Source organism: Streptomyces sp. NEAU-W12, from assembly GCF_026242095.1.
Lineage (GTDB): Bacteria > Actinomycetota > Actinomycetes > Streptomycetales > Streptomycetaceae > Streptomyces.
Genome location: NZ_JAPJDM010000019.1, coordinates 158,084 through 182,083 on the forward strand (window position 1 = coordinate 158,084; position 24,000 = coordinate 182,083).

Genomic DNA, 24,000 nt, shown 5'->3' on the forward strand with positions numbered 1-24,000 from the left:
CTGGTCTTCTCGTCGCGTCGAACCGATTCGACTGAATCGATTCACGCGGTGGGGGGTGGTGAGTGTGGCGAGGGGGCGGCACGTCGTCAATGGATGCGACCGGGGGACGGGCTCCGACAACTTTCGACCGGTTTCCGGGGTGCGGGAGGGGGGCGGGGAGGGCTTCCCGCGAGCGGCATCGGAGCGGGGTGTGCGGGACGGGGCGTGGGGGACACTCGGACGTATGCGTACTGCGTACAGCGTGGAGACCGTCAGGGCGGCGGAGCGGGACCTGATGGCGCGGCTGCCGGAGGGCGCGCTGATGCAGCGCGCCGCCGCCGGGCTCGCCGCGGCCTGCGCGGACCTGCTGGGGCGGGGCCGCGGCCGGGTCTACGGCAGCAGGGTCGTCCTGCTGGTCGGCAGCGGGGACAACGGCGGCGACGCCCTCTACGCCGGTGCCCGGCTGGCCCGGCGCGGCGCAGGCGTCACGGCGGTGCTGCTCGCGCCGGAGCACACCCATGCCGCCGGGCTCGCGGCACTGCGCCGGGCGGGCGGCCGGACCGTGGGGACCACCGACGCCGGCGCCGGAAGCGGAACCCGGGCGGGCACCGATGCCGTCGCCGCCGTCCGGCGGGCCGATCTCGTCGTGGACGGCATCGTCGGGATCGGCGGCAGGGGCGGGCTGCGCCCGGCGGCGGTGCCGCTCGCCGAGGCCGCCGAACGGTCGGGGGCCGCGGTCGTCGCCGTCGACCTGCCGAGCGGCGTCGACGCGGACACCGGCGAGGTGCGCGGCACCGCGGTCCGGGCCGACCTCACGGTGACCTTCGGGACGCACAAGCCGGGCCTGCTCGTCGACCCGGCGCGCGCGTACGCGGGGTCCGTACGGCTCGTCGACATCGGCCTCGACCTGCCCGCAGGGCCCGCCGGCCCGGTGCTCGAGGCGCTCCAGCACGCCGACGTGGCCCGCCTGCTGCCGGTGCCCGGTGCGGAGAGCGACAAGTACCGGCGCGGTGTCGTCGGCGTCGCCGCCGGATCCGCCCGCTACCCCGGCGCCGCCGTACTCGCGGTGGCCGGCGCGCTGCGGGGCGGCGCCGGGGCCGTACGGTACGTCGGTCCCGCCGCACAGGACGTGATCGCCCGCTTCCCCGAGACGCTGGTGTCCGACCGGGGACCGAAGCACGCCGGACGGGTGCAGGCGTGGGTGGCCGGGCCGGGCGCCGGCGACGACGCCGGGCCGGTGGCGGAGGTGCTGGCGGCCGACGTCCCGGTGCTGATCGACGCGGACGGCCTGCGGCTCGTCGACGCCTCGGCCGTACGGGCCCGCAGTGCGCCGACCCTGCTGACCCCGCACGCCGGGGAGGCCGCCGCGCTGCTCGGCGTCGAGCGCGAGGCGGTCGAGGACGGCCGGCTGGCCGCGGCGCGTGAACTGGCCGGACGGTACGGAGCGACCGTGCTGCTCAAGGGCTCCACGACCCTGGTCGCCGACCCGGGAGACGGGGGCAAGGGCGGGAAGGGGGAGGGCACCGCCGTACGGGTGAACCCGACCGGTACGTCCTGGCTGGCCACGGCCGGCAGCGGGGACGTCCTGTCCGGCCTCGCGGGCTCACTGCTGGCGGCGGGTCTGCCGGCCAGGGACGCCGGCAGCGTGGCGGCCTACCTGCACGGACTCGCCGGACGCTACGCGGCGGACGGCGCACCGGTGGGGGCGCACGACGTGGCGGCGGCGATCCCGGCGGCATGGCGGGACGTCACCCGCGGATGACCCCGCCTCCGCCCCGCCCACGGCCGCCGGTGGCGGCGTACCGCTGCCCGCCCTGGCCGTACCACTCCCGGTGAGAGCCCTTACCGCTCTGAGACACTGGGGCGCGATGAACGAGACAGATGCTGTGCGGAGCGCGACCCTGCGGGCCCGTGCCGAGATCGATCTGGCCGCGCTGCGCGCCAACGTGCGGAGCCTGCGTGCCCACGCGCCCGGTGCCGCCCTCATGGCCGTGGTCAAGGCGGACGCGTACGGGCACGGCGCCCTCGCCTGCGCGCGGGCGGCCGTCGAGGCCGGGGCGTCCTGGCTCGGCACGGCCACCCCGCAGGAGGCGCTGGCGCTGCGCGCGCCCGGCGCCGGTGTCCCCGCCGGCGTACGCGTCCTGTGCTGGCTGTGGACACCCGGCGGGCCCTGGCGGGAGGCGATCGAGGCCGACCTCGACGTCTCCGTCGGCGGCATGTGGGCGCTGGAGGAGGTCACCGCGGCCGCGCGCCTCGCCGGGCGGCCCGCGCGCGTGCACCTCAAGGCCGACACCGGTCTCGGGCGGGGCGGCTGCGCGCCCGGGGACTGGGCCGGGCTGGTCGCCGCGGCGCTCGCCGCCGAGGCCGACGGCCTGCTGCGCGTCACCGGCCTGTGGTCGCACTTCGCCTGCGCCGACGAGCCGGGCCACCCCTCCATCGACGCCCAGCTCACCCGCTTCCGGGAGATGGTGGCGCACGCCGAGCAGCAGGGCGTCACCCCCGAGGTCCGGCACATCGCCAACTCGCCCGCCCTTCTCACCCTCCCCGACAGCCACTTCGACCTCGTCCGGGCCGGCATCGCCCTGTACGGCGTCTCACCCAGCCCCGAGATCGGGACCCCGGCCGACTTCGGGCTGCGCCAGGTGATGACCCTGACCGCCTCCCTCGCGCTGGTGAAGCACGTCCCGGGCGGACACGGTGTCTCGTACGGTCACCACTACGTCACCCCGGGCGCCACCACCCTCGGTCTGGTCCCGCTCGGCTACGCGGACGGCATTCCCCGGCACGCCTCCTCCACCGGTCCGGTGCTGGTCGAAGGCAAGTGGCGTACGGCCGCGGGACGGATCGCGATGGACCAGTTCGTCGTCGACCTCGGCGGGGAGGAGCCCCCGCCGGGCACCGAGGCGGTGCTCTTCGGCCCCGGGGACCGCGGCGAGCCCACCGTCGAGGACTGGGCGCAGGCCGCGGGCACCATCGGGTACGAGATCGTCACCCGGATCGGAACCCGCGTCCCGCGCGTCCACGTGAACGCCGCAAACGGCACGGACGACGTGAGCGACGTGAGCGACGTGACGAAGTAGTACGCCCGTACGCCCGTCCGACCGCACGCGCATGAGGAACGACCGGAACCACCGGAACGACAGAGGAGCCAGTACGTGAGCGAGAGCAGTGCGGAGGCTGCCCGGGACGCCGCCATGACGGCTGCCGCCTCCGTCGCCGAAGTGCCCGGTGGCTGGCGCCGGGCGACCGGGGTCGCCGGCATGGCGATAGGCGTGCTCGCCACGGGTGCCGCCGCCGGGGTCGCCATAGAGCGGATGACCGTCGGCCGGGGCATGCGCAGGAAGGCACGGCTCGCCCTGGACTCCACGGGACCGTACGGTTCGCTGCGCGGCACCCCCGGCACGGCGTACGCCGAGGACGGTACCGAGCTGTACTACGAGGTCGACGACCTCGATCCCGACCCGGACGCCACCCCCGCGCGCCGCCGCCGGCTGTTCGGCCGCAAGTCGCCGGCCCCCGTCACCGTCGTCTTCAGCCACGGTTACTGCCTCAGCCAGGACTCCTGGCACTTCCAGCGGGCCGCGCTCAGGGGCGTCGTACGGACCGTCTACTGGGACCAGCGCAGCCACGGCCGTTCCGGGCGGGGCGCGGCCCAGGTCGAGCGGGGCGAGCCGGTCACCATCGACCAGCTGGGGCAGGACCTCAAGGCCGTCATCGAGGCCGCCGCCCCCGAGGGCCCGGTCGTGCTGGTCGGGCACTCCATGGGGGGGATGACGGTGATGGCCCTCGCCGACCGGTATCCCGAGCTGATACGCGAGCGGGTCGTCGGCGTCGCCCTCGTCGGCACGTCGCCGGGGAGGCTGGGCGAGGTCAATTTCGGGCTGCCCGTGGCCGGGGTCAACGCGGTGCGGCGGGTGCTGCCGGGGATACTGAAGGCGCTGGGGCAGCGGGCCGAGCTGGTGGAGAAGGGGCGCCGGGCCACCGTGGACCTGTTCGCCGGGATCATCAAGCGGTACTCGTTCGCGGCCCGGGACGTCGACCCGGCCGTCGCCCGGTTCGCCGAGCGGATGATCGAGTCCACCCCGATCGACGTCGTCGCCGAGTACTACCCGGCGTTCCACGAGCACGACAAGACCGGGGCCCTCGCCCACTTCACCGGTCTCCCGGTGCTGGTGCTGGCGGGGGTGCACGACCTGATCACGCCCAGTGAGCACAGCGAGGCCATCGCCGGTCTGCTGCCGGACGCCGAGCTGGTGCTGGTACCGGACGCCGGGCACCTGGTTATTTTGGAGCACCCGGAAGTGGTCACCGACCGTCTCGCGGACCTGCTGGTCCGCGTGGGCGCGGTGCCCGCAGGAGCTACCGTGGGTGGCTATGGAAACACCAGCGGCAGCGCACAACCGGGCTGAGCCGTCCGTCGAGCTCACCGTCACCTCGGCCGACCGGATGCGGGACCTCGGCCGCGCCCTCGCCAAGCTGCTGCGCGCCGGCGACCTCGTGATGCTCACCGGCGAGCTGGGCGCGGGCAAGACCACGCTGACCCGCGGGCTCGGTGAAGGGCTCGGGGTGCGGGGTGCCGTCACCTCCCCGACGTTCGTGATCGCCCGCGTGCACCCGTCCCTGGGGGACGGCCCGCCGCTGGTCCACGTCGACGCGTACCGGCTGTCGGGCGGGCTGGACGAGATGGAGGACCTCGATCTCGACGTCTCGCTGCCCGAGTCGGTGATCGTCGTGGAGTGGGGCGAGGGCAGGATCGAGGAGCTGACCGACGACCGGCTCCAGATCGTCATCCACCGCGCGGTCGGCGACACCACGGACGAGGTACGGCACGTGACGCTGACCGGTCTGGGCGACCGCTGGGCGGGCACGGACCTGAGCGCACTGTCGGCCTGAGCGCACTGCCGGCCCGGACGGCTGTCGGCCCGGATGGCCTGCCGGCCTGGGCGGGCGGCAAGTGCCCTGCTGCCCGTGGTGCCCGTGGTGCCCGGTTTCCTGTGGCCGCGGTGTCTGTTCGCCGCTCGTTCCGACAAGGTGTCGGCAAGATGTTGCATTCGGTGCCCCCGGCGTGGTCACATGGTATCCAGCTCGTAGTTAGGTCTACCTAACTACTTCCGCCCCCGGCCCCAGGAGGCGTCCATGCCGGCCACCGAGAGCTCTCGCCGGACCGAGGCACGGCCGCAGTCGTTCACCGGGGTGTCGATGCGCGACCTGCTGGCGGCCGGCGAGGCCGCCGCCGCGATCTCCACCCCGCCCCGCGCTCCCGAGCCGCACCCCCGCCCGCAGCCCCGGCTCGCCGGGCCGGTGAACGGCCACCGCGAGGCCGCCTGACCGCGGCGTGGGCCGCAGGCCCGCGGGGCGCGGTCGGTGTCGTGCCTACCGCACGACGACGATCTTGCGGCCGATGGTGGCGAACTTCCACATCGCCTCGCCGTCCGCGCGGGTTTCGCGGATACCGCCGGTGGGGACTTCCGGGTCCAGGTGCGGGGCCGAGCCGTCGAGCGCCGCGCTGAAACCGATCCCGGTGCCGTTGCGGGTGGCGAAGCGGACGACGTGTTCGACCGGGATGCCGTCCGATCCGGTGACGGCCCCCGAGCGGGAGGTGACGTGGTAGGTGCCCGGTTCCGGGTCCACCGTGCTGGGGCTGACCGTGAAGGTGCGCCGGACCGTGCCGTCCCTCTCGACCAGCCACACCCGGTCGTCGTCCAGCGCGTACACGACCCGGATGCCCCGGCCGGACCCCCGGGGCGGGCTGGTGGGGGAGGAGTCCTCGCCCCGGTCGGCCTGCAGGGCCGCCGGTACGGTGCCCGCGCGGGCGGCGGGACGGGTGGCCGGTGCGTTCGCGGATGCCTGGTAGCCGAGGACGCCCACCGTCAGGAGGGCCGCCGCGGTCAGCCCCGCCACGATCGCCGAGCTGTTGCCCGCCACCGCCGTCACCACCTCTGTGCCGCTGTGCCGCTGTACCTCTGCGTTTCTGCGCCGCTCGACGTCACCCCCGTACCGCCTCGCGGTCGCCCCGGCCGTTCCGTGCCACCCGGTGGTGACCTTTCGGGACGACCGCGGGCCCTGCGGGAAAGTCACGGATCGTCCAGGATCGTCCCGGAGTGTGCGTACGTCGATGTGACGGTAGCAGTACGTGACCGTCCGACCGGGCCGTCCGACACGGGGCGCCGGGAGCCGTAGGCTGTTTGTGTGCTCCTGCTCGCTCTGGATACCGCCACCCCTGCCGTCACCGTCGCGCTGCACGACGGCGACGACGTCATCGCCTCGTCGAGTCAGGTGGATGCCCGCCGCCACGGCGAACTGCTGCTCCCGGCGGTCGACCGGGTACTCGCCGCGGCCGGTGTGAAGGCGGACGCCCTCACCGGGATCGTCGTCGGCATCGGCCCCGGTCCGTACACCGGGCTGCGGGTCGGCCTGATGACCGCGGACACCTTCGGGCTCGCGCTCGGTGTCCCCGTGCACGGTGTGTGCACGCTGGACGGCCTCGCGTACGCCGCGGACCTGGAGGGCCCCTTCGTCGTGGCGACCGACGCCCGCCGCAAGGAGGTCTACTGGGCGCGGTACGCCGACTCCCGCACCCGCCTCACCGACCCCGCCGTCGACCGGCCCGCCGACATCGCCGGTCGGGTCGCGGGGCTGCCCGCGGTCGGCGCCGGCGCGCTGCTGTACCCCGGAACCTTCCCCAAGGCGCACGAGCCCGAGCACGTGAGTGCCGCCGCCCTCGCCCGGCTGGCCGCCGAGCGGCTGGCGGCCGGTGCGCAGCTGCCCGCGCCGCGGCCGCTGTACCTGCGCCGCCCCGATGCCCAGGTCCCCAAGAACTACAAGGTGGTCACCCCCAAGTGACACGAGTGACAGGGCCCGAGAAGGTCGCGCTGCGCGAGATGCGCTGGTGGGACATCGAGCGGGTGTTCCAGCTGGAGCGCGAGCTGTTCCCCGAGGACGCCTGGTCACGGGGGATGTTCTGGTCCGAGCTGGCCCATGCGCGCGGCCCCGCCGCGACCCGCCGTTACGTGGTCGCCGAGGAGGACGGCCGGCTCGTCGGATACGCCGGTCTCACCTCCGCCGGCGCGGCGGCCGACGGCGGCGAGGACACGGGCGAGGCGACCGGGGTGGCCGACGTCCAGACCATCGCCGTGCGCCGGGACCACTGGGGCACCGGCCTCGGCTCGCGGCTGCTGACGGAACTGCTGCGGGCGGCGACCGCGTTCGAGTGCGCCGAGGTGCTGCTGGAGTGCCGGATCGACAACGTCCGGGCCCAGAAGCTGTACGAGCGCTTCGGCTTCGAGACCATCGGGGTCAGGAAGGGCTACTACCAGCCGGGAAACGTGGACGCCCTGGTGATGCGGCTGACCGACCCGTCCGTCTCCGTGAACCCCGCGGACCTCGTGAACCCCGTGAACCCCGTGAACGGCGTAGAAGGAACCGAGACCCATGGCTGACGAACCCCTGGTGCTGGGGATCGAGACCTCCTGCGACGAGACCGGTGTCGGCGTCGTCCGGGGTACCACCCTGCTGGCGGACGCCGTCGCCTCCAGCGTCGACGAGCACGCCCGCTTCGGCGGTGTCGTCCCGGAGGTCGCCTCCCGCGCCCACCTGGAGGCGATGGTGCCGACGATCGGGCGCGCCCTGAAGGAGGCCGGGGTGAGCGCCCGGGACCTGGACGGCATCGCCGTCACCGCCGGCCCGGGGCTCGCCGGCGCGCTGCTGGTCGGCGTCTCGGCGGCCAAGGCGTACGCCTACGCCCTCGGCAAGCCCCTCTACGGCGTCAACCACCTCGCCTCGCACATCTGCGTCGACCAGCTGGAGCACGGGCCGCTCCCCGAGCCGACGATGGCGCTGCTGGTCTCCGGCGGCCACTCCTCGCTGCTGCTCTCCTCGGACATCACCTCCGACGTCCGCCCGATGGGCGCCACCATCGACGACGCGGCCGGCGAGGCCTTCGACAAGATCGCGCGCGTGCTCGACCTCGGCTTCCCCGGCGGCCCGGTCATCGACCGGTACGCGCGCGAGGGCGACCCGTCCGCGATCGCGTTCCCGCGCGGGCTGACCGGGCCGCGCGACCCCGCGTACGACTTCTCCTTCTCCGGTCTGAAGACGGCCGTGGCCCGCTGGATCGAGGCCAGGCGGGCGGCGGGGGAGGAGGTCCCGGTGCGTGACGTGGCGGCCTCCTTCCAGGAGGCGGTCGTGGACGTGCTCACCCGCAAGGCGGTACGCGCCTGCAAGGACGAGGGTGTCGACCATCTGATGATCGGCGGCGGAGTGGCCGCCAACACCCGGCTGCGGGCGCTGGCCCAGGAACGCTGCGAGGCGGCCGGCATCCGGCTGCGCGTACCGCGCCCGGGGCTGTGCACGGACAACGGTGCGATGGTGGCCGCCCTGGGCGCCGAGATGGTCGCCCGGGGCCGGGCGGCGTCCGACTGGGACCTGTCCGCGGACTCCTCCCTCCCCGTGACGGAACCCCACGTGCCGGGCGAGACCCACACCCACCCCCACACGCACACGCACGACCTCGGGCACGATCACGTGCACGAGGTCGGCGGGGAGAACCTGTACTCGTGACCGTCGCGCTGATGTGGGAGGCACGGGCCGTGCCCGGCCGGGGTGAGGAACTGCTGGCCTGGACCGAGGAGCAGCTGCGCGAACTGCCCGCCGACCCGGCCCCCTTGCGCCGGGAGACCTTCCGCGCCCCGCAGGACCGGGTCCTTGTCATCACCTGGTGGAACGCCCCGTACGAGGCCGACCTCCCCGAACTCCCCGAACCGACCGGGGACCTGGTCACCCGCGCGGTGCACCGGTGGCGCTTCGAGTCGGTGGGGGCGAGGTGACCGGTGCGGCCACCGGCCGACGGGCGGCTGCCGACCGGGACTGACAACCCGGTCCACCCGCCCCCTCGTGCCGTGTCCGTGGCCCCCGTCCCGCACCACGGCCTTCGGTCCGGGCGGGTTTCGTGGAGCGGGCCGGTGAGGGTGAGGCGGGCCCCGCCGCCGCGGTCCGGCGCTGGCGCGGGGCGGCGCCCGCGTGCCGAGGTCCGGGTCGACCGGGGCCGTGCCGAAGGGGCGGACGAGCCGGCCGAGGGTGGTCGGCTCGTCCCGGTCGTAGTCGGAGGTCGTGTCGTGCTGGTGCGGGGCGACTCCCTCGCCGTCCGTGTCCGCGCCCACCCGGACCCCGTACAGCCGGGCGGTCCTCTCCTCCAGGGACATCCGGGCGAGCAGGCCGTCTGCACGGGCGACGGCGGGCAGGGCGGGGTCACGCCAGGGCACGGTGGTCATGAAACTCCTGTCGGGGGGCGGAGGCCCCTCTCGCAGAGGTGCGAAGGTGGAAAGGGTCTCTGTGGCCGCCGGGTTGACGCCGGGGCGGCCGCCGGGTCCGCCACGGCCTACAAAAGTTTCGTAAAGTGTATCGAACATTTCGGAAGCCTGTGGCTCCGGGAACACTTCGTCAAGGAGCCCGTAGGGATACGATCGCGGCCATGACTTCCTCGCAGCCCGCCGAAACCCGGACGCGAGGGCGCAGTGCGCAGACTGCGACCCTCGCCGAGATTGCCCGCGAGGCCGGTGTCTCGGCACCGACTGTTTCGAAGGTCCTCAACGGCCGCGCCGATGTCGCCCCCGCCACCCGCAGCCGGGTCGAGGAACTGCTGCGTGCCCACGGCTACCGGCGACGGCGCGCCGAGGCCGCCCGCTCGCCCCTGATCGACCTGGTCTTCCACGAACTCGAGAGCGCCTGGGCGATGGAGGTCATCCGGGGCGTGGAGAACGTGGCGAGGGACGCGGGGCTGAGTGTCGTCCTCTCCGAGAGTGCGGGGCGGCTCACCCCGGGGCGGACCTGGGCCGACCAGGTCGCCGCGCGCCGCCCGCACGGGGTGGTCCTCGTCCTGTCCGGCCTCGACGAGTCCGGGCGGGCGCTGCTGACCAGCCGGTCCATCCCGTTCGTGGTGATGGACCCGGCCGGCGACCCCGGCACCGACGTGCCCTCCGTCGGCGCGACCAACTGGCAGGGCGGGCTCGCCGCCACCCGGCACCTGGTCGAGCTCGGGCACACCAGGATCGGGGCGATCAGCGGACCCTCGCGGATGATGTGCAGCCGCGCCCGCATCGACGGCTACCGGGCCGCGCTGGAGACCGGCGGACTTCCGGTGGACCCCGGGCTGGTCATGGCGGGCGACTTCCACCACGAGACCGGGTACCGCCAGGGCCTCGCCCTGCTGCGCCGGCCCGACCGCCCCACCGCGGTCTTCGCCGGCAACGACCTCCAGGCGCTCGGCCTCTACGAGGCCGCGCGTGAGCTGGGCCTGCGGATTCCCGAGGACCTGAGCGTGGTGGGATTCGACGACCTGCCGGTGGCCCGCTGGGTGGGGCCGCCGCTGACGACCGTGCGGCAGCCGCTGACGGAGATGGCGGAGACGGCGGCCCGGCTGGTCCTCGACCTCGGCAAGGGCGAGGACCCCGCGGCCGCCGCGACCCGGGTGGAACTGGCGACGAGCCTGGTGGTGCGCAGCAGCACGGGGGCGCCGCCGGCCGGGGGGTGACGGTTGCCGGGCTCGAGGGCGCCGGCCGGACACTGTCCGAAGGCTGTCGTCGACGGTTCCGAAAGTTTCGCCGTGTGTCCCGGGTGAGTGCGGACTGTGAAGTCTGAGAACTTCACAAGAAAACGGTCCGGGGGCGCTCGTTGTCATAATTCGGACCTACGTTCCTGTCTGTGATGGGACATGAGGGCCACGACGGGGGCCGCGGTGACGGGCGCGACGAAGGCGGGGGCGAGGCCTCTTCGGACACGCCCTCGGCCCCCTCCGAAGACGCGGACATACGGGCGGACCCGCCCACGGAGCCGCCCACGGGACCGGTGGCGGACCCGCCCGCGGACCCGGTGACAGGCCCGGCGGCAGCCCGGGCGGCGGACCCGCCGGCGGATCGGCAGCCGGCCCGTCGCCGGGCGCGGGCCCTGCGGTTCGCCGGCCTCGCGCTGGCGGGCGTGCTGGTGCCGGGCGCAGGGGCGGTCGGCTGGTCGTACTGGCAGCTGGGCGACAACATCAGGAGCGTCGACATCAACAGCGCCCTGGGCGACGACCGCCCACCCAGAGGGACGACGGCCTCGGACCAGGGCGCTTCGGCGTCCGCCTCACCCCTGCCGACGGGCTCCCTCAACATCCTGGTGCTGGGCTCGGACTCGCGCAGCGTCGGGGAGAACCAGGCGCTCGGCGGCGGTGACAGCGCCGGGGCCCGTTCCGACACGGCCATGGTCGTCCACCTCGACGCCGGCCGGACCGCCGCGACCGTGGTCAGCATCCCGCGCGACACCCTGGTCGACCGCCCGGCCTGCCCGCTGCCGGACGGCGGGTCGACGCGGCCGGCGTCCCACGCGATGTTCAACAGCGCCTACGAGGTGGGCGGGCCGGTGTGTGCGGTGAAGACGGCCGAGCTGCTCACGGACGTCCGCATGGACCACTACGTCGAGATCGACTTCACCGGCTTCGCCCGCCTGGTCGACGCACTCGGCGGCGTCACCGTCACCACGGACGAGGACATCGACGACGACCTGAGCCGGCTGCACCTCGAAGCGGGCACCCACCACCTGGACGGCACCGAGGCCCTGGCCATGGCCCGCACCCGCTACGGCATAGCGGACGGCAGCGACCTCGGCCGCATAGGTCTCCAGCACACGCTGGTGAAGGCGCTGCTGGACCAGATCGGGAAGCAGAGCCTGCTGACCGACCCCACCGGGCTGTACGGGATCGCCGACGCGGTCACCAGCGGTCTCACGACCGACACCGGCCTGGACTCGCTGGCCGAGCTGACCCGCTTCGCCCAGAGCCTGCAGGGTCTGTCGTCGCCCGCCGTCACCACCGTGACGATGCCGGTGCTCCCGGCGCCCTGGGACTCCAACCGGGTGGTGGCACAGCAGCCGGAGGCGGAGGAGCTGTGGGCGTCGCTGCGGTGAGGTGCGGCGCGCCGGAAGAAAGTCCCGGGAAATCCGGGGAGCGTGTCGATTCGGCCGTCGCCCGTTCGACGCAGGGGTGAGAGGCCGGGACACACCCGGCCACACCCGGCCCGTACGGCGAACGCCGCAACGGCACCACGACACGAGGAGTCACCATGCCGCGCTTTCTCTCCCTGGTCCGGATCGACGAGGCCAACGCCCCCCAGGAGGGCCCCAGCCCCGAACTGATGCAGCGGATGGGCGAACTGCTCGAGGAGATGACGAAGGCCGGGGTCCTGCTGGACACGGCGGGGCTGACCCCGACGGCCCAGGGCACCCGCGTGCACTACGAGGGCGGGCAGCTGTCGACGACCGACGGGCCCTTCACCGAGGCCAAGGAGGTCATCGGGGGCTACGCGATGATGCAGGCCAAGGACATGGCCGAGGCGGTCGAGTGGACCAAGCGGTTCCTGAAGGTGCACGAGGAGCACTGGACGGTGACCTGCGAGGTGCGCGAGGTCGTGGAGGGCTGACCCGACGGGGGAGCGGCCGGGCGGGGGAAGTAGCCCGGCGGGGGAGAGGTCGGGCGGGGGGAGTAGCCCGGCGGAGGGAGCAGCTCGGCGGGGGAAGCGGCCCCGCGGGGGACTCTTTGGCTCCGGCGCCGCAGGGGTGTCTGATGGTGGGCTGTGACAGAGCAGCCCACCTCCAGCCCCGCTCCCCGCCCGGCGCCCTCGACCACCGGGACTCCCGGGTCCGACGAGACTTCCGAAACTCCCGGCTCCGCCCGGGCGCGCCGGACCGTCGAGACCGTCTTCCGCCTGGAGTCCCCGCGGGTGATCGCCGGCGTGGCCCGCGTCGTCCGGGACGTCGGTATCGCGGAGGAGCTGGCGCAGGACGCCCTGGTCGCCGCGCTGGAGCAGTGGCCGAGGGACGGCGTGCCCGACAACCCGGGCGCCTGGCTCATGAGGGCCGCCAGGAACCGTGCCGTCGACCTGGTCCGGCGCCGCGAGAACTACGCCCGCAAGCTCGCCGAGATCGGCCGGGACCCCTCGGCCGCCGCCCCGCCCGGGGATCCCGCGGACCTCGCCGACCCCGACGGCATCGACGACGACCTGCTCCGGCTCGTCTTCACCGCGTGCCACCCGGCCCTGCCGGCCGAGGCCCGCATCGCCCTCACCCTGCGCCTGCTCGGCGGTCTGACCACGGCCGAGATCGCCCGCGCGTTCCTGGTCCCGGAGCCGACGGTGGCCCAGCGCATCGTGCGCGCGAAGCGGACCCTCGCGAAGAAGAACGTCGCCTTCGAGGTGCCCTACGGCCCCGACCGCGAGGCCCGCCTCGGCTCGGTCCTGGACGTCATCTACCTGATCTTCAACGAGGGGTACGCGGCCACGGCCGGCGACGACTGGCTGCGCCCCGGGCTGTGCGAGGACGCGCTGCGGCTCGCCCGGGTGCTGTCCGGGCTGATGCCCAAGGAGCCCGAGGTCCACGGCCTCACCGCGCTGCTGGAGTTCCAGACGTCCCGGACCGCCGCCCGCACCGGCCCGGACGGCGAACCGGTGCTGCTCAAGGACCAGAACCGGGCCCGCTGGAACCGCATGCTCATCACCCGCGGCATCACCGCCCTCACCCGCGCCGACGCCACCGCCGCCGGCGCCCCGGGCCCGTACGCCCTCCAGGCCGCCATCGCCGCCTGCCACGCGCACGCGTACCGCTACGAGGACACCGACTGGCGCCGCATCGCCGCCCTCTACGGCCTCCTCGCGGCCCGGGCCCCGTCCCCGGTCGTCGAACTCAACCGCGCGGTCGCCGTCTCCATGGCCGAAGGCCCCGCGGCGGCCCTTCCCCTCGTCGACGCCCTGACCGACGTACCGGCACTCCGGGACTACCACCTCCTGCCGAGCGTCCGGGGCGACCTGCTGGACCGCCTCGGACGCGGCGAGGAGGCCCGCGCGGAATTCGCACGGGCGGCCTCGCTGACCAGGAACGAACGGGAACGGGACATGCTGCTGCGGCGGGCGGGGAGACGGGCGGGGGGCTGAGGGGGCCGGGGCAGGGGTGCCGTCCCGCGTGCACAGGTCAGCGCACCGGGTGCCCGAGCAGCATCGTCGGGGCGCCGGCGACGCGGGTGAGGAAGACGGTGACGGACGCGGTGCCGTTCGGTTTGGGGAGAACCTTGCGGCGGAGTTCCTCCGGTTCCACCGCCGAGCCGCGCTTCTTGACGGTCAGGGTGCCGACCCGTCGCTCCCGCAGCAGTGCCTTCAGCTTCTTGACGCTGAAGGGGAGCCGGTCGGTGATCTCGTAGGCGGTGGCGTACGGCGTCGGGCGGTGGGCGTCGGCGGTGATGTACGCGATGGTCGCGTCGATCAGCCCTCCGTCGAGGTCCTGTGCGACCTCGGCGACGAGATGCGCGCGGATGACGGCGCCGTCGGGCTCGTACAGGTACCGGCCGGGCGGACGCACCGCGGGGTCGGGCAGGCCGCGGGAGAGCAGCGTGCGGGGGCCGGGCAGCAGGGTCGCGCGGATCGCCGGGGCCACCGCACCCCCTGACCCGGCGGCCGCCCGTCCGATGCCGAACCACAGCACCGCCTCCTTCACGTCCCCGCCGTCCGAGACCCACTCGGCCTCGGCGTCGCCGGGGACGGCCTCGTGCGGGATGCCCGGAGCGACCTTCAGGGCGGCGGCGCGGGGGGCCCCGCGGGCCGCCCCGACCGCCCAGGACAGCGGGGGCGAGTAGGCCTCGGGGTCGAAGACGCGGCCCCGGCCGCCGCGCCGGGCCGGGTCGACGAAGACGGCGTCGTACCCGGCCGTGTCCACCTCCGTGACATCGGCCTCCCGTACCTCGATCAGCGCGGCCAGGCCCAGCGCGTCCGCGTTCGCGCGGGCCGCCGCCGCGGTGAGCGGGTCCCGGTCCACCGCGAGCACCCGGATCCCGGCGCGGGCCAGCGCGATCGCGTCCCCGCCGATCCCGCAGCACAGGTCGGCCACCGACGTCACGCCCAGCTCCTTCAGCCGCCGCGCCCGGTACACCGCCACGCTCGCCCGGGTCGACTGCTCGACCCCGTTCGGCGTGAAGAACATCCGCCCGGCGTCCTGCGGCCCGAACTTCGCCACCGCCCGCTGCCGCAGCCGGGCCTGGCCGAGCGCCGCCGACACCAGCTCCGCCGGATGCTCACGGCGCAGCCGGGTCGCGACGGCGAGTTCCCGGGCCGGGTCGGTGTCGCGCACCTCGTCGAGGAGGGCGCGGCCCTCGGGGGTGAGGAGCAGGGCGAGGGGTGAGGCGTCGGGGGACTGCGAGGAGGGCTGGGCGTGGGGCGCGGTGCGGTCGTTCACCGGCTCATTGTGGGCCAGGCGCGGGTCCGGTGTCGGCCAGTCGGTGGACGGTGTGCCGCCGGCCGCGGTGTCGGGCCGGGGACGGTGCGGGGGACTGCGAGGATCCGGCACCATGCGAGTAGTAGGACAAAACGATAAAAGGTGGTCACGGGGCGGCGTACGGGCCGGTGCCGCCGTACTCACCCTCGCGGCCCTCTCCCCCCTCGCCGCGGGCTGCGGACAGGACCCCACCGCCCCGGACCCGGCCGGCCGGCAGCCCCTCCACGCGCCCCCGGCCCGTGCGCTCGACTCCTACGCCACCACACTGCGCGCCGCGCACGCCGCGCGCGCGGCCGCCGCGAAGAGCTGGGGGCTCGAGCGGGTGCCCCTGACCGCCCCGCCCGCGCCCCGGGAGAAACCCCGGATCTCCACCCGCAAGGGCTTCGAGGTCGACGGTCACCGGGAACTGGACCTCCCCCCGGTCTTCACCACCGTCCCCACCGAGGAGAAGGTCGTCTTCCTCACCATCGACGACGGTGCCGAGAAGGACCCCGCGTTCCTGCGCATGATGAGCGAACTGAAGATCCCGTACACCGCGTTCCTCAGCGACTACGTGATCAAGGAGGACTACGGCTACTTCGAGAAGATGCGGGACAGGGGCGTCGGCCTGCACAACCACACCCTGAACCACCCGTACCTGCCCGGCCTGTCCTACACCCGCCAGAAGCGCGAGATCTGCGGCATGCAGGACGTCATCGAGAAGCGGTACGGCGAACGCCCCGTCCTCTTCCGCCCGCCGTTCGGCAACTACAACAAGGACACCCTGCGCGCGGCGAAGTCCTGCGGCATCGAGTACGCCCCGCTGTGGAACGAGGAGGTCTTCGTCGACCGCTGGGAGTACCGCGAGTGGGACAGGGAGCTGCACCCCGGCGACATCGTCCTCTCCCACTTCCGGGGCCGCGGCGACTGGAAGGGCACCATGCCCGACATGATCCGCCGCTTCCTGGACAAGGTCACGGCCGAGGGGTACGCGGTGGGGCGCCTGGAGGACTACCTGTGACCGGCCCGGCGCGGACGGCCGGCCCGGCGCGGACGACCGGCCGCATGCGGGCGGCCGGCCTCGTTCGGCGGATCCGGCGGATCCGGCCCGTGTGTTCGATCCGGCCGACCCGTTCTGCCGGGCCGGCCCGTCCGATCCGGCAGAGGGCGGCCGTGGCGGTTCTCCTGGTGGCGGGTCTCGCCCTCCCGGTGGTGCTGGCAGGGTGGGGCACTTCCGGAGGCCGGGCGGGTGCGGGTCCGGCCGTTCAGGGGGCGGACGCGGTCGCGGGGGCCGGGGCGGGGAAAGGCGCCGGGGCGGGGGCGGGGAAAGGCGCCGGGCCCGGGGAGGCCGAGGCGGGGGCGGGCGACGGTGCGGGCCCCTCGCCCGGCCGTGGCGGGGCGGACCGCCTCCCGCCCGTCGTCGACCACGTCCCGACCCGGGACAAGGTCGTCTTCCTGACCTACGACGACGGCGCCGAGCGCGACCCCCGCTTCATCGACCTCGTACGCGGCCGCCGCCTCCCCGTCAGCATGTTCCTCACGGACAGCGTGGTGGGGCCCGGCTACGGCCACTTCGCCCGGCTGCGCTCGGTCGGCGCGAGCCTGCAGAACCACACCCTCGACCACCCCGCCCTGCGCGGCCTGCCCTACGCCGGTCAGCGCGCCGAGATCTGCGGCCAGCAGCGCAAGCTCGGGTCCCGCTTCGGCATCCGCCCCCACCTGTTCCGCCCGCCCTACGGCACGTACGACACCACGACCCTCCGGGCCGCAGGCGACTGCGGCATCGCGGCGGTCGTGCTCTGGCGGGTCACCCTGGAGGGTGACGGCACCCTCACGTACACCCGTGGCGCGCACCGTCTGACGCCCGGCGACATCATCTCCGTCCCCGCGGGCGAGACCCCGGCCCTGACCCTGGCGGAACGGACGACGCGTCTGCTGCGCGAACTGGAGGAGCGGGGGCTGGAGGTCGGGAGGTTGGAGGACTACGTCCGGCGCCCTTGAGTCCTCGGGCGGTCACTGACGGGCCCCGCTCACGATCCGGCCCGTCCGGGGGTACCCCTGCTCGTGGAGCTCGTGGAGCTCGTGGAGCTCGTGGAGCTCGTGGAGCTCGTGGAGCTCGTGGAGCTCGTGGAGCTCGTGGAGCTCGTGGAGCTCGGGACCGGCGACGGGGCCGTTCTTCGGGCCGAAGCGCGGGTCCCGGGGGCGGCGGCACCCGGCGCAGCTACTCGAACGCGCGTTCGCTTTTCGGGTCGACGTCCACGGGAAATCCGGCGACGCCACGCAGTGAATTGGCACTCCGCTTGACCGAGTGCTAATCACGGCCATAGTCTCGGGTCTGGCACTCCCCACTGGAGAGTGCCAACACAGCGACGGGCAGGTCCGGCACCCGCGACGACGGATCGACCTGGTCGCCACCTCAGACAGTTAACCCCGTGAGATCTCCGAAGGGGGAGGTCGGATCGTGACGACCGCCAGCTCCAAGGTTGCCATCAAGCCGCTCGAGGACCGCATTGTGGTCCAGCCGCTCGACGCCGAGCAGACCACGGCTTCGGGCCTGGTCATTCCGGACACGGCCAAGGAGAAGCCCCAGGAGGGCGTTGTCCTGGCCACCGGTCCCGGCCGCATCGAGGACGGCAAGCGCGTCGAACTCGACGTGAACGTCGGCGACGTCGTGCTCTACAGCAAGTACGGCGGCACCGAGGTGAAGTACAACGGCGAGGAGTACCTCGTCCTCTCGGCCCGCGACGTTCTCGCGATCATCGAGAAGTAAGTCACCTCGTAGCAGATTTGCTCCGAACTGCGCCCCTGGTCCCGACACGCTTACTGAGCCGGGCGCCCGGGGCGCAGTGTTTTCTCACCCCAGATTTCCGAGAGGGCTCCCGCTGCCATGGCGAAGATCCTGAAGTTCGACGAGGACGCCCGTCGCGCCCTTGAGCGCGGCGTCAACAAGCTTGCCGACACGGTGAAGGTGACGATCGGCCCCAAGGGCCGCAACGTCGTCATCGACAAGAAGTTCGGCGCCCCCACCATCACCAACGACGGTGTCACGATCGCCCGCGAGGTCGAGGTCGAGGACCCGTACGAGAACCTCGGTGCCCAGCTGGTCAAGGAGGTGGCGACCAAGACCAACGACATCGCGGGTGACGGTACGACCACCGCCACCGTGCTGGCCCAGGCCCTGGTCCGCGAGGGCCTGCGCAACGTCGCCGCCGGCGCCTCCCCGGCCGCCCTGAAGAAGGGCATCGACGCCGCCGTCGCCGCGGTCTCCGAGGACCTGCTCGCCTCGGCCCGCCCGATCGACGAGAAGTCCGACATCGCCGCCGTCGCCGGGCTGTCCGCCCAGGACCAGCAGGTCGGCGAGCTCATCGCCGAGGCGATGGACAAGGTCGGCAAGGACGGTGTCATCACCGTCGAGGAGTCCAACACCTTCGGTCTGGAGCTGGACTTCACCGAGGGCATGGCCTTCGACAAGGGCTACCTGTCGCCGTACTTCGTGACGGACCAGGAGCGCATGGAAGCCGTCCTGGACGACCCGTACATCCTCATCACGCAGGGCAAGATCGGCTCCATCGCCGAGCTGCTGCCGCTGCTGGAGAAGGTCATCCAGGCCAACTCCTCCAAGCCGCTGCTGATCATCGCCGAGGACGTCGAGGGCGAGGCCCTGTCGACCCTGGTCGTCAACAAGATCCGCGGCACGTTCAACGCCGTCGCGGTCAAGGCCCCCGGCTTCGGTGACCGCCGCAAGGCGATGCTGCAGGACATGGCCGTCCTCACCGGCGCCACGGTCGTCTCCGAGGAGGTCGGCCTCAAGCTCGACCAGGTCGGCCTGGACGTGCTGGGCTCCGCCCGCCGCGTCACCGTCACCAAGGACGACACCACGATCGTCGACGGCGGCGGCAAGAAGGAGGACGTGACCGGTCGCGTCGGCCAGATCAAGGCCGAGATCGAGTCCACGGACTCCGACTGGGACCGCGAGAAGCTCCAGGAGCGCCTCGCGAAGCTGGCCGGCGGCGTGTGCGTCATCAAGGTCGGCGCCGCCACCGAGGTGGAGCTGAAGGAGAAGAAGCACCGTCTGGAGGACGCCATCTCCGCGACCCGCGCCGCGGTCGAGGAGGGCATCGTCTCCGGTGGTGGCTCCGCGCTCGTCCACGCCGTCAAGGTCCTCGAGGGCAACCTCGGCAAGACCGGCGACGAGGCCACCGGTGTCGCGGTCGTCCGCCGCGCCGCCGTCGAGCCCCTGCGCTGGATCGCCGAGAACGCCGGCCTCGAGGGCTACGTCATCACCTCCAAGGTCGCCGAGCTCGAGAAGGGCAACGGCTTCAACGCCGCCACCGGCGAGTACGGCGACCTGGTCAAGGCCGGCGTCATCGACCCGGTCAAGGTCACCCGCTCCGCCCTGGAGAACGCCGCCTCCATCGCCTCCCTCCTCCTGACGACCGAGACCCTGGTCGTCGAGAAGAAGGAAGAGGAGGAGCCGGCCGCCGGTGGTCACAGCCACGGCCACTCCCACTGAGCGAATCGCTCGTCACGGACGTCGGTGACCGACGCCCGGAGCAGACACGAAGGCCCGGCACCGCTGCCCAGCGGCGCCGGGCCTCCGTGCTGTGCCCGTGCTCGCAGTCGGTGCCGACGCCGGTACCGATGTCAGTGCCCTGTGCCACGCTCGGCGCATGGGATTCTTCGATGATCTTGTGCTGCCGGAGGAACCGGCCGGTGAGCGGGCCGTGTTGGCGAGCTTACGACCGCCCGGAGAGGACGAGGGACGGTACGCGCCGCCCGTCGACCGGTTCGCACCCGCGCGGGTGCCGCAGCTGGAAGTCGTCGGTGCCGGTCCGGAGACCAGGGTGCTGCTGACGGGATGGTCCGTATGGCCGCGGTCGGTCACCCTGCACCTGGCGGTCTTCCGCAGCGTCCGCCGCCAGGGCGCGGACGCGCCGCGGCAGTCCGGGCTCCGGGTGGGTCTGCTGTTCTCCGACGGCCGTCGCGTGACCTCGCTGGACGGCAAGGTGTCGCGGGGGATCCCGTTCACCGGGCCGCAGGGACAGGCGCGCGTGGCACGGACGGACCAGGCGGTCGGGCTCATTCCGCTCGACCCGGGCCTGCACCCTTTCCACAGGTCCCTCTTCAAGACCGACGTCGACCTGTATCTGGCGGAACTTCCGCCCCCCGGGGAAGCGGAACTGGTGGTCGAGTGGCCGGACGAGTCGATGGCCGAGACCCGTACCGCCGTCGACGCGGCGACGCTGCGTGCCGCGTCGAGCCGGGCGCTCGAGGTGTGGCCGGACCCCGAGCCGCCGGAGCCGGCCCGGCAGTCGGGCTCCTTCGCGACGATGGAGACGAGCGGTCCGCCGACGTTCCTGGCACCGCCCCTGACCGGGCACCAGCTGGAAGCGCTGCGCCGCGAGGAGGAGGCCCGGCAGCGCTGTGTGCCGCGGGCCGACTGGCAGCAGATGAGCTACCGGGACTGGGGGGACGCGGACCTGGTCCGGGCCCGGCTCGCCGGAGGCGCACCTGTGGCCACCACCGTCGGACGGCCCGGCACCACCCCGCTGCACCTGGCGGCGGAGTGGGGCACGGCGGAAGCGGTGACGGCGCTCCTGACGCACGGGGCGGCCGAGAACGGGAGCGAGGACATCGGCAAGGACGCGTACGGCGTCGTCGACGCACGCGACCACGATGAGCACACCCCCCTGTGGTACGCCGCCCGGAACGTGGACGAGGGCACCGTCCGCGCCCTGATCGACGCCGGAGCGGATGTGTGGACACCGCAGTCGGGGCCCTGGTCGCCCGGCCGCCTGTTGTCGACCACGCCGCTCGCACCCCTGGTGCGTGATCTGCCGGGGGCGGTGGAGCCGTCCGCCGAGGAGGCCGCCGCCCAGCAGAGGGCGGACGCGCTCATCGCGGCCTTCGGCGAGGAGCGGTTGTGGACGGAAGGGCTCGGCATCTGCTTCGTACGGGGCCTGGGCGAGGACCAGGTGGTCCGGCGGCTCGGTGCCGACCCCGCGCGGTGCCCGAGGGAGGCACCCGACGACGCGCCCTTCGACCCGGCGGACTACGACGAGTCCCTGCGTTACGTGGGTGTCCTGGGCGTGGACGGCGCTCCGGGCGGCTGCGTGATCACGCAGGACGGGTACATGCCGAGGGACGACGCCGTGCTGAAGGCGATATCGGCGGGCACCGCCGCCTACGGGGTGTACTTCAACCCGAAGGGCGGCACCTTCGGCACCCTGGCCCGGGACGGCGAAGTCGTCGAGTCCGAGGAGATCGGCCTGTCGCCGCACGCTTCGGACCCGGCCGCCTTCTGGACCTTCCGCTTCTGGCAGCGGGGGCACGCGTTCCCCCACGGCGCCGACATCATGGCCTACGCGTGCGCCGCGGCCGGCCTGAGCATCGACGACGGCCGGGACGCGGCCGGACTCCAGGCCCCACGCCGCTGGGTCGAGCTGCCTGCGCGGCTCCGGCGCTGACGGTGAGGACGTGCGGCACCGCGTGGGGACGAAGCCGCCGTGGAACGCCGTCGCTCGGTCAGGCGCGGCGGCACCCGGGATCTCGCCCAGTCCGCCGCCGCGCCGCGCACCGTCTCCTCAGCCCTGCCGCTCCCGCCCCCGCCCCCGCGGCCTCCCCGGTCCGGGCCCCCGGGCGGCAGCGCCTTGATGTGCCCCGTCGCCGGGGTGCCGGCCCGAAGCGGACCGGGGCGGGCCCTGACGCGTGGGTACGGAGTGGGGTTCCGCACGGTCAGGGCCGCGTTGGCGCCGATCTGGCCGGAGCCCCGGAAGGAGGCACGGCCTCGTGGGACCCGTCTGGATGCCACGAGGCCGTGTCACGCTGTCCCGCAGCGACTGCGGAGGAGTTCCACCCCGTCGCCTTCGAGGTCGTCGCAGTACGTCGCGCGCCCGGTCATGGCCATCACCAGGGTTGAGGTGCGGCCGGACACGAGAGGCCCGGAACCGGTCGTGAACGGGCCGTCGTCCGCCACAAGCCTCAGGCCGCCGATGCGCCCCCTGGCAACGACCACGAGGTCCGAGCCCTGGTAGTACTCGGCCGTTTCCGTGACGACCCCGATCGGATAGTCGCGGCGGATTCCCAGTGGGCGCCGGATGTCTTCTCCGTGCACGATCGTCTCGCCCAGCATGGCGATGGCAGGCAGGGGAGGCTTGGTCGTGCTCGGGACGACGCGCCGGAAACGTTCAAGGGTCTCGCCCGGGGTCGCTCCGAGCTGCTCGGCCAGCCGCATGGCCACCTGCTTGTCGAAGTCGAACCGGCAGCGGATCACACCCGCCAGCCAGCTCACGGCGTTGAGGCTCGCACCCGCGGTCAGGTGCGCCAGCACCTCACGCACCGTCAGACCGGCGCAGAGCGAGGGCGTTGTCCACTGCTCGTCCGTCAGATCTGCGAGATCGGCCGCCAGCGCCGCTCGCTCGGTGCGGATCAGGGGCCAGATCCCGGTCTCGCGATCGGGGTCTGCTGTCGGTGCAGGATCAGTCATGTGGGTTGGACTCCCGTCAAGGATCGTCATCCGCGTTGCCCCCGGCCCGCACAGTGGACGTCCGGCAGGGGCGTTCCCGAAGGGGACTCCTGCTCCGGGGCGAAGTCATCGCCGGTGAGCGATCTTTTCTCCGGCGCCTGACCCCGGACCGCACGCGCACCGGCAGCTACCGCGGCGAGCCTGCCGTTGGTGAGCTGAGCCGGTTCAAGAGCAGTTGCAGCTCGGGCAGCGCGGAAGACGCTGACGAGTTCGGCAGCTCCATCGCGGTGGGGGACGCCGACGGCGACGGCTGTGCCGATCTCGCGGTGGGGGCTCCCGGAGAGGACGTGGGCGCCCAACGGAACGCGGGCAGCGTCCTTCTCCTCGAGGGGAGAGGGAAGGGCCTGCTGGCGGCGGGCTCCATACCCTTCACCCAGGACGCCCAGGACATCCAGGACGCCCCGGGCACACCCGGCACGGTCGAGAACGGCACCACCGCACGCGGCGACCGGTTCGGCAAGGCCGTCCAGCTCGTGGACGCCACCCGCGACGGCAGGGCGGAGCTGGTGATCGGCACGCCTGGTGAGAACGACCGAGGTGGCGGGGCGTGGGTCCTGCGCGGTGCCGTCGACGGCGCGACCGGCACCGGGTCCTTCGCCTTCGGCCTCGGCACAGGGCCTGGGGGCGGTTTCGACAGGTGAGCCGCCCCCGGCACCGCGCACCTCGGCCACCGCTGGATCACGCTGCACCTCGGCGCGCACCTGACCCGCCACCCGTCGCCGTTACCGCGCCGAGTCCCAACGCATGCCATGTCGTGATGCGTTTCGATCAACCCTTGCCTAAACGTGACGCTCCTCGCTGCGGGCAATGCGCGTTTGACGTGCATGTCGGACTCATTCGGGTGGACAGAGAGCGACGGGACACCTTGAATCTGACGAGACGGCAGATCCCTTGGGAGTCCCTGTTGTTGTCGCCCCGTCTGTGGGGCCGGCTGGTGAATTCGCGCTCGGGGGGGTGTGCGTCTGTTCTGCGATGCGAGCAATTCCGTTGCCAGTCATGGGAGTCGGGTTCGAGTCCAGGGTTTCTCCATGGGTCCTCGGCTCGACGGATTCCGTGTCTTCCTCCCTCCGTTCCGGCGTGCGCGCCCGGAGTGAACGGATGCAGAAACCATGTGAGGAAGAGCATGAGGAAACGCGTTACGCGGACACTGCTGTCGTGCGCGGCGGCCGGGGCGGCCGTCCTGGGGCTGGGTGCGGGGCTCTCCGGCTCCGGACCGGGCGGGCGGGAGGCGC

At 73.4% G+C, this 24,000-nt stretch carries 22 protein-coding genes; 19 read left to right on the plus strand and 3 right to left on the minus strand.

Going from position 1 to position 24,000, the window contains the following annotated elements:
• Positions 1–223 precede the first annotated feature (223 nt).
• The 5 genes from ORI94_RS23825 (at position 224) to ORI94_RS23845 (ending at position 5,307) form a co-directional block, all read left to right on the plus strand.
• A complete protein-coding gene (locus tag ORI94_RS23825; protein WP_266079078.1) occupies positions 224–1,741 on the plus strand; it encodes an NAD(P)H-hydrate dehydratase in 1,518 nt (505 codons plus the stop codon).
• Positions 1,742–1,847: 106 nt separating this feature from the next.
• Positions 1,848–3,059 (plus strand): alanine racemase, encoded by a 1,212-nt coding sequence (alr, locus tag ORI94_RS23830; RefSeq protein ID WP_266079080.1) that lies wholly within the window; start codon positions 1,848–1,850, stop codon positions 3,057–3,059.
• 75 nt (positions 3,060–3,134) lie between these two features.
• Positions 3,135–4,388, plus strand: a complete 1,254-nt coding sequence (locus tag ORI94_RS23835) for an alpha/beta fold hydrolase (RefSeq protein WP_266079082.1) — start codon at positions 3,135–3,137, stop codon at positions 4,386–4,388.
• A complete protein-coding gene (tsaE, locus tag ORI94_RS23840; RefSeq protein WP_266079084.1) occupies positions 4,354–4,872 on the plus strand; it encodes a tRNA (adenosine(37)-N6)-threonylcarbamoyltransferase complex ATPase subunit type 1 TsaE in 519 nt (172 codons plus the stop codon). Before ORI94_RS23835 ends, tsaE begins: the two co-directional genes overlap by 35 nt.
• A 243-nt stretch (positions 4,873–5,115) precedes the next feature.
• A complete protein-coding gene (locus tag ORI94_RS23845; protein ID WP_042165168.1) occupies positions 5,116–5,307 on the plus strand; it encodes a hypothetical protein in 192 nt (63 codons plus the stop codon).
• 45 nt (positions 5,308–5,352) lie between these two features.
• Here the strand turns inward: ORI94_RS23845 and ORI94_RS23850 are convergent, their stop codons facing one another.
• The gene (locus ORI94_RS23850; protein WP_266079087.1) at positions 5,353–5,904 is read right to left on the minus strand and encodes a hypothetical protein; all 552 of its coding nucleotides are present in this window, start codon (positions 5,902–5,904) and stop codon (positions 5,353–5,355) included.
• A gap of 264 nt (positions 5,905–6,168) precedes the next feature.
• Here ORI94_RS23850 and tsaB point away from each other — a divergent pair, with 264 nt between their 5' ends.
• The 8 genes from tsaB to ORI94_RS23890 all read left to right on the plus strand — a co-directional run bounded on the left by tsaB (position 6,169) and on the right by ORI94_RS23890 (position 13,934).
• A complete protein-coding gene (gene tsaB, locus ORI94_RS23855; RefSeq protein WP_266079089.1) occupies positions 6,169–6,822 on the plus strand; it encodes a tRNA (adenosine(37)-N6)-threonylcarbamoyltransferase complex dimerization subunit type 1 TsaB in 654 nt (217 codons plus the stop codon).
• Positions 6,823–6,827: 5 nt separating this feature from the next.
• Positions 6,828–7,418, plus strand: coding sequence for a ribosomal protein S18-alanine N-acetyltransferase (gene rimI, locus ORI94_RS23860; protein ID WP_416237880.1), 591 nt, complete (start codon positions 6,828–6,830; stop codon positions 7,416–7,418).
• A complete protein-coding gene (gene tsaD / locus ORI94_RS23865) occupies positions 7,411–8,538 on the plus strand; it encodes a tRNA (adenosine(37)-N6)-threonylcarbamoyltransferase complex transferase subunit TsaD (RefSeq protein WP_266079091.1) in 1,128 nt (375 codons plus the stop codon). The genes rimI and tsaD overlap by 8 nt, the downstream gene beginning before the upstream one ends.
• A complete protein-coding gene (locus tag ORI94_RS23870; protein WP_266079094.1) occupies positions 8,535–8,804 on the plus strand; it encodes a hypothetical protein in 270 nt (89 codons plus the stop codon). Before tsaD ends, ORI94_RS23870 begins: the two co-directional genes overlap by 4 nt.
• Positions 8,805–9,448: 644 nt before the next feature.
• Positions 9,449–10,507 (plus strand): LacI family DNA-binding transcriptional regulator, encoded by a 1,059-nt coding sequence (locus tag ORI94_RS23875; RefSeq protein WP_266079096.1) that lies wholly within the window; start codon positions 9,449–9,451, stop codon positions 10,505–10,507.
• A gap of 173 nt (positions 10,508–10,680) precedes the next feature.
• Positions 10,681–11,916, plus strand: coding sequence for an LCP family protein (locus ORI94_RS23880; RefSeq protein WP_416237881.1), 1,236 nt, complete (start codon positions 10,681–10,683; stop codon positions 11,914–11,916).
• 155 nt (positions 11,917–12,071) lie between these two features.
• Positions 12,072–12,428, plus strand: a complete 357-nt coding sequence (locus tag ORI94_RS23885) for a YciI family protein (RefSeq protein ID WP_042165184.1) — start codon at positions 12,072–12,074, stop codon at positions 12,426–12,428.
• 153 nt (positions 12,429–12,581) lie between these two features.
• Positions 12,582–13,934, plus strand: a complete 1,353-nt coding sequence (locus ORI94_RS23890) for an RNA polymerase sigma factor (protein ID WP_416237877.1) — start codon at positions 12,582–12,584, stop codon at positions 13,932–13,934.
• A 37-nt stretch (positions 13,935–13,971) separates the two neighbouring features.
• Here the strand turns inward: ORI94_RS23890 and ORI94_RS23895 are convergent, their stop codons facing one another.
• The gene (locus tag ORI94_RS23895; protein ID WP_416237878.1) at positions 13,972–15,225 is read right to left on the minus strand and encodes a THUMP-like domain-containing protein; all 1,254 of its coding nucleotides are present in this window, start codon (positions 15,223–15,225) and stop codon (positions 13,972–13,974) included.
• Positions 15,226–15,337: 112 nt separating this feature from the next.
• Here ORI94_RS23895 and ORI94_RS23900 point away from each other — a divergent pair, with 112 nt between their 5' ends.
• The 5 genes from ORI94_RS23900 (at position 15,338) to ORI94_RS23920 (ending at position 21,710) form a co-directional block, all read left to right on the plus strand.
• Entirely contained in the window at positions 15,338–16,264 is a 927-nt protein-coding gene (locus ORI94_RS23900; RefSeq protein WP_266079102.1) for a polysaccharide deacetylase family protein, read from the plus strand.
• A gap of 152 nt (positions 16,265–16,416) precedes the next feature.
• Entirely contained in the window at positions 16,417–17,244 is an 828-nt protein-coding gene (locus tag ORI94_RS23905; protein ID WP_323056083.1) for a polysaccharide deacetylase family protein, read from the plus strand.
• 460 nt (positions 17,245–17,704) lie between these two features.
• Positions 17,705–18,013 (plus strand): co-chaperone GroES, encoded by a 309-nt coding sequence (groES, locus tag ORI94_RS23910; protein ID WP_266079104.1) that lies wholly within the window; start codon positions 17,705–17,707, stop codon positions 18,011–18,013.
• A gap of 117 nt (positions 18,014–18,130) precedes the next feature.
• Entirely contained in the window at positions 18,131–19,756 is a 1,626-nt protein-coding gene (groL, locus tag ORI94_RS23915) for a chaperonin GroEL (protein WP_042165192.1), read from the plus strand.
• Positions 19,757–19,913: 157 nt separating this feature from the next.
• The gene (locus tag ORI94_RS23920; protein WP_266079107.1) at positions 19,914–21,710 is read left to right on the plus strand and encodes an ankyrin repeat domain-containing protein; all 1,797 of its coding nucleotides are present in this window, start codon (positions 19,914–19,916) and stop codon (positions 21,708–21,710) included.
• Between the two features lie 353 nt (positions 21,711–22,063).
• Here the strand turns inward: ORI94_RS23920 and ORI94_RS23925 are convergent, their stop codons facing one another.
• On the minus strand, positions 22,064–22,729 hold the full coding sequence (locus ORI94_RS23925; protein ID WP_266079139.1) for a maleylpyruvate isomerase family mycothiol-dependent enzyme: 666 nt from the start codon (positions 22,727–22,729) through the stop codon (positions 22,064–22,066).
• A 35-nt stretch (positions 22,730–22,764) separates the two neighbouring features.
• On the opposite strand from ORI94_RS23925, the gene ORI94_RS23930 reads away from it, so the two are divergent.
• Entirely contained in the window at positions 22,765–23,409 is a 645-nt protein-coding gene (locus ORI94_RS23930) for an FG-GAP repeat protein (RefSeq protein ID WP_266079109.1), read from the plus strand.
• Positions 23,410–24,000 lie beyond the last annotated feature (591 nt).

Bases quoted from the DNA above. Each gene is read 5' to 3' on its own strand.
- ORI94_RS23925 (WP_266079139.1), bottom strand. From the start codon at position 22,729: ATGACTGATCCTGCACCGACAGCAGACCCCGATCGCGAGACCGGGATC.
- ORI94_RS23875 (WP_266079096.1), top strand. From the start codon at position 9,449: ATGACTTCCTCGCAGCCCGCCGAAACCCGGACGCGAGGGCGCAGTGCG.
- ORI94_RS23845 (WP_042165168.1), top strand. From the start codon at position 5,116: ATGCCGGCCACCGAGAGCTCTCGCCGGACCGAGGCACGGCCGCAGTCG.
- alr (WP_266079080.1), top strand. From the start codon at position 1,848: ATGAACGAGACAGATGCTGTGCGGAGCGCGACCCTGCGGGCCCGTGCC.
- ORI94_RS23880 (WP_416237881.1), top strand. From the start codon at position 10,681: ATGGGACATGAGGGCCACGACGGGGGCCGCGGTGACGGGCGCGACGAA.
- ORI94_RS23900 (WP_266079102.1), top strand. From the start codon at position 15,338: ATGCGAGTAGTAGGACAAAACGATAAAAGGTGGTCACGGGGCGGCGTA.
- ORI94_RS23825 (WP_266079078.1), top strand. From the start codon at position 224: ATGCGTACTGCGTACAGCGTGGAGACCGTCAGGGCGGCGGAGCGGGAC.
- groL (WP_042165192.1), top strand. From the start codon at position 18,131: ATGGCGAAGATCCTGAAGTTCGACGAGGACGCCCGTCGCGCCCTTGAG.
- ORI94_RS23885 (WP_042165184.1), top strand. From the start codon at position 12,072: ATGCCGCGCTTTCTCTCCCTGGTCCGGATCGACGAGGCCAACGCCCCC.
- tsaE (WP_266079084.1), top strand. From the start codon at position 4,354: ATGGAAACACCAGCGGCAGCGCACAACCGGGCTGAGCCGTCCGTCGAG.
- tsaD (WP_266079091.1), top strand. From the start codon at position 7,411: ATGGCTGACGAACCCCTGGTGCTGGGGATCGAGACCTCCTGCGACGAG.
- ORI94_RS23920 (WP_266079107.1), top strand. From the start codon at position 19,914: ATGGGATTCTTCGATGATCTTGTGCTGCCGGAGGAACCGGCCGGTGAG.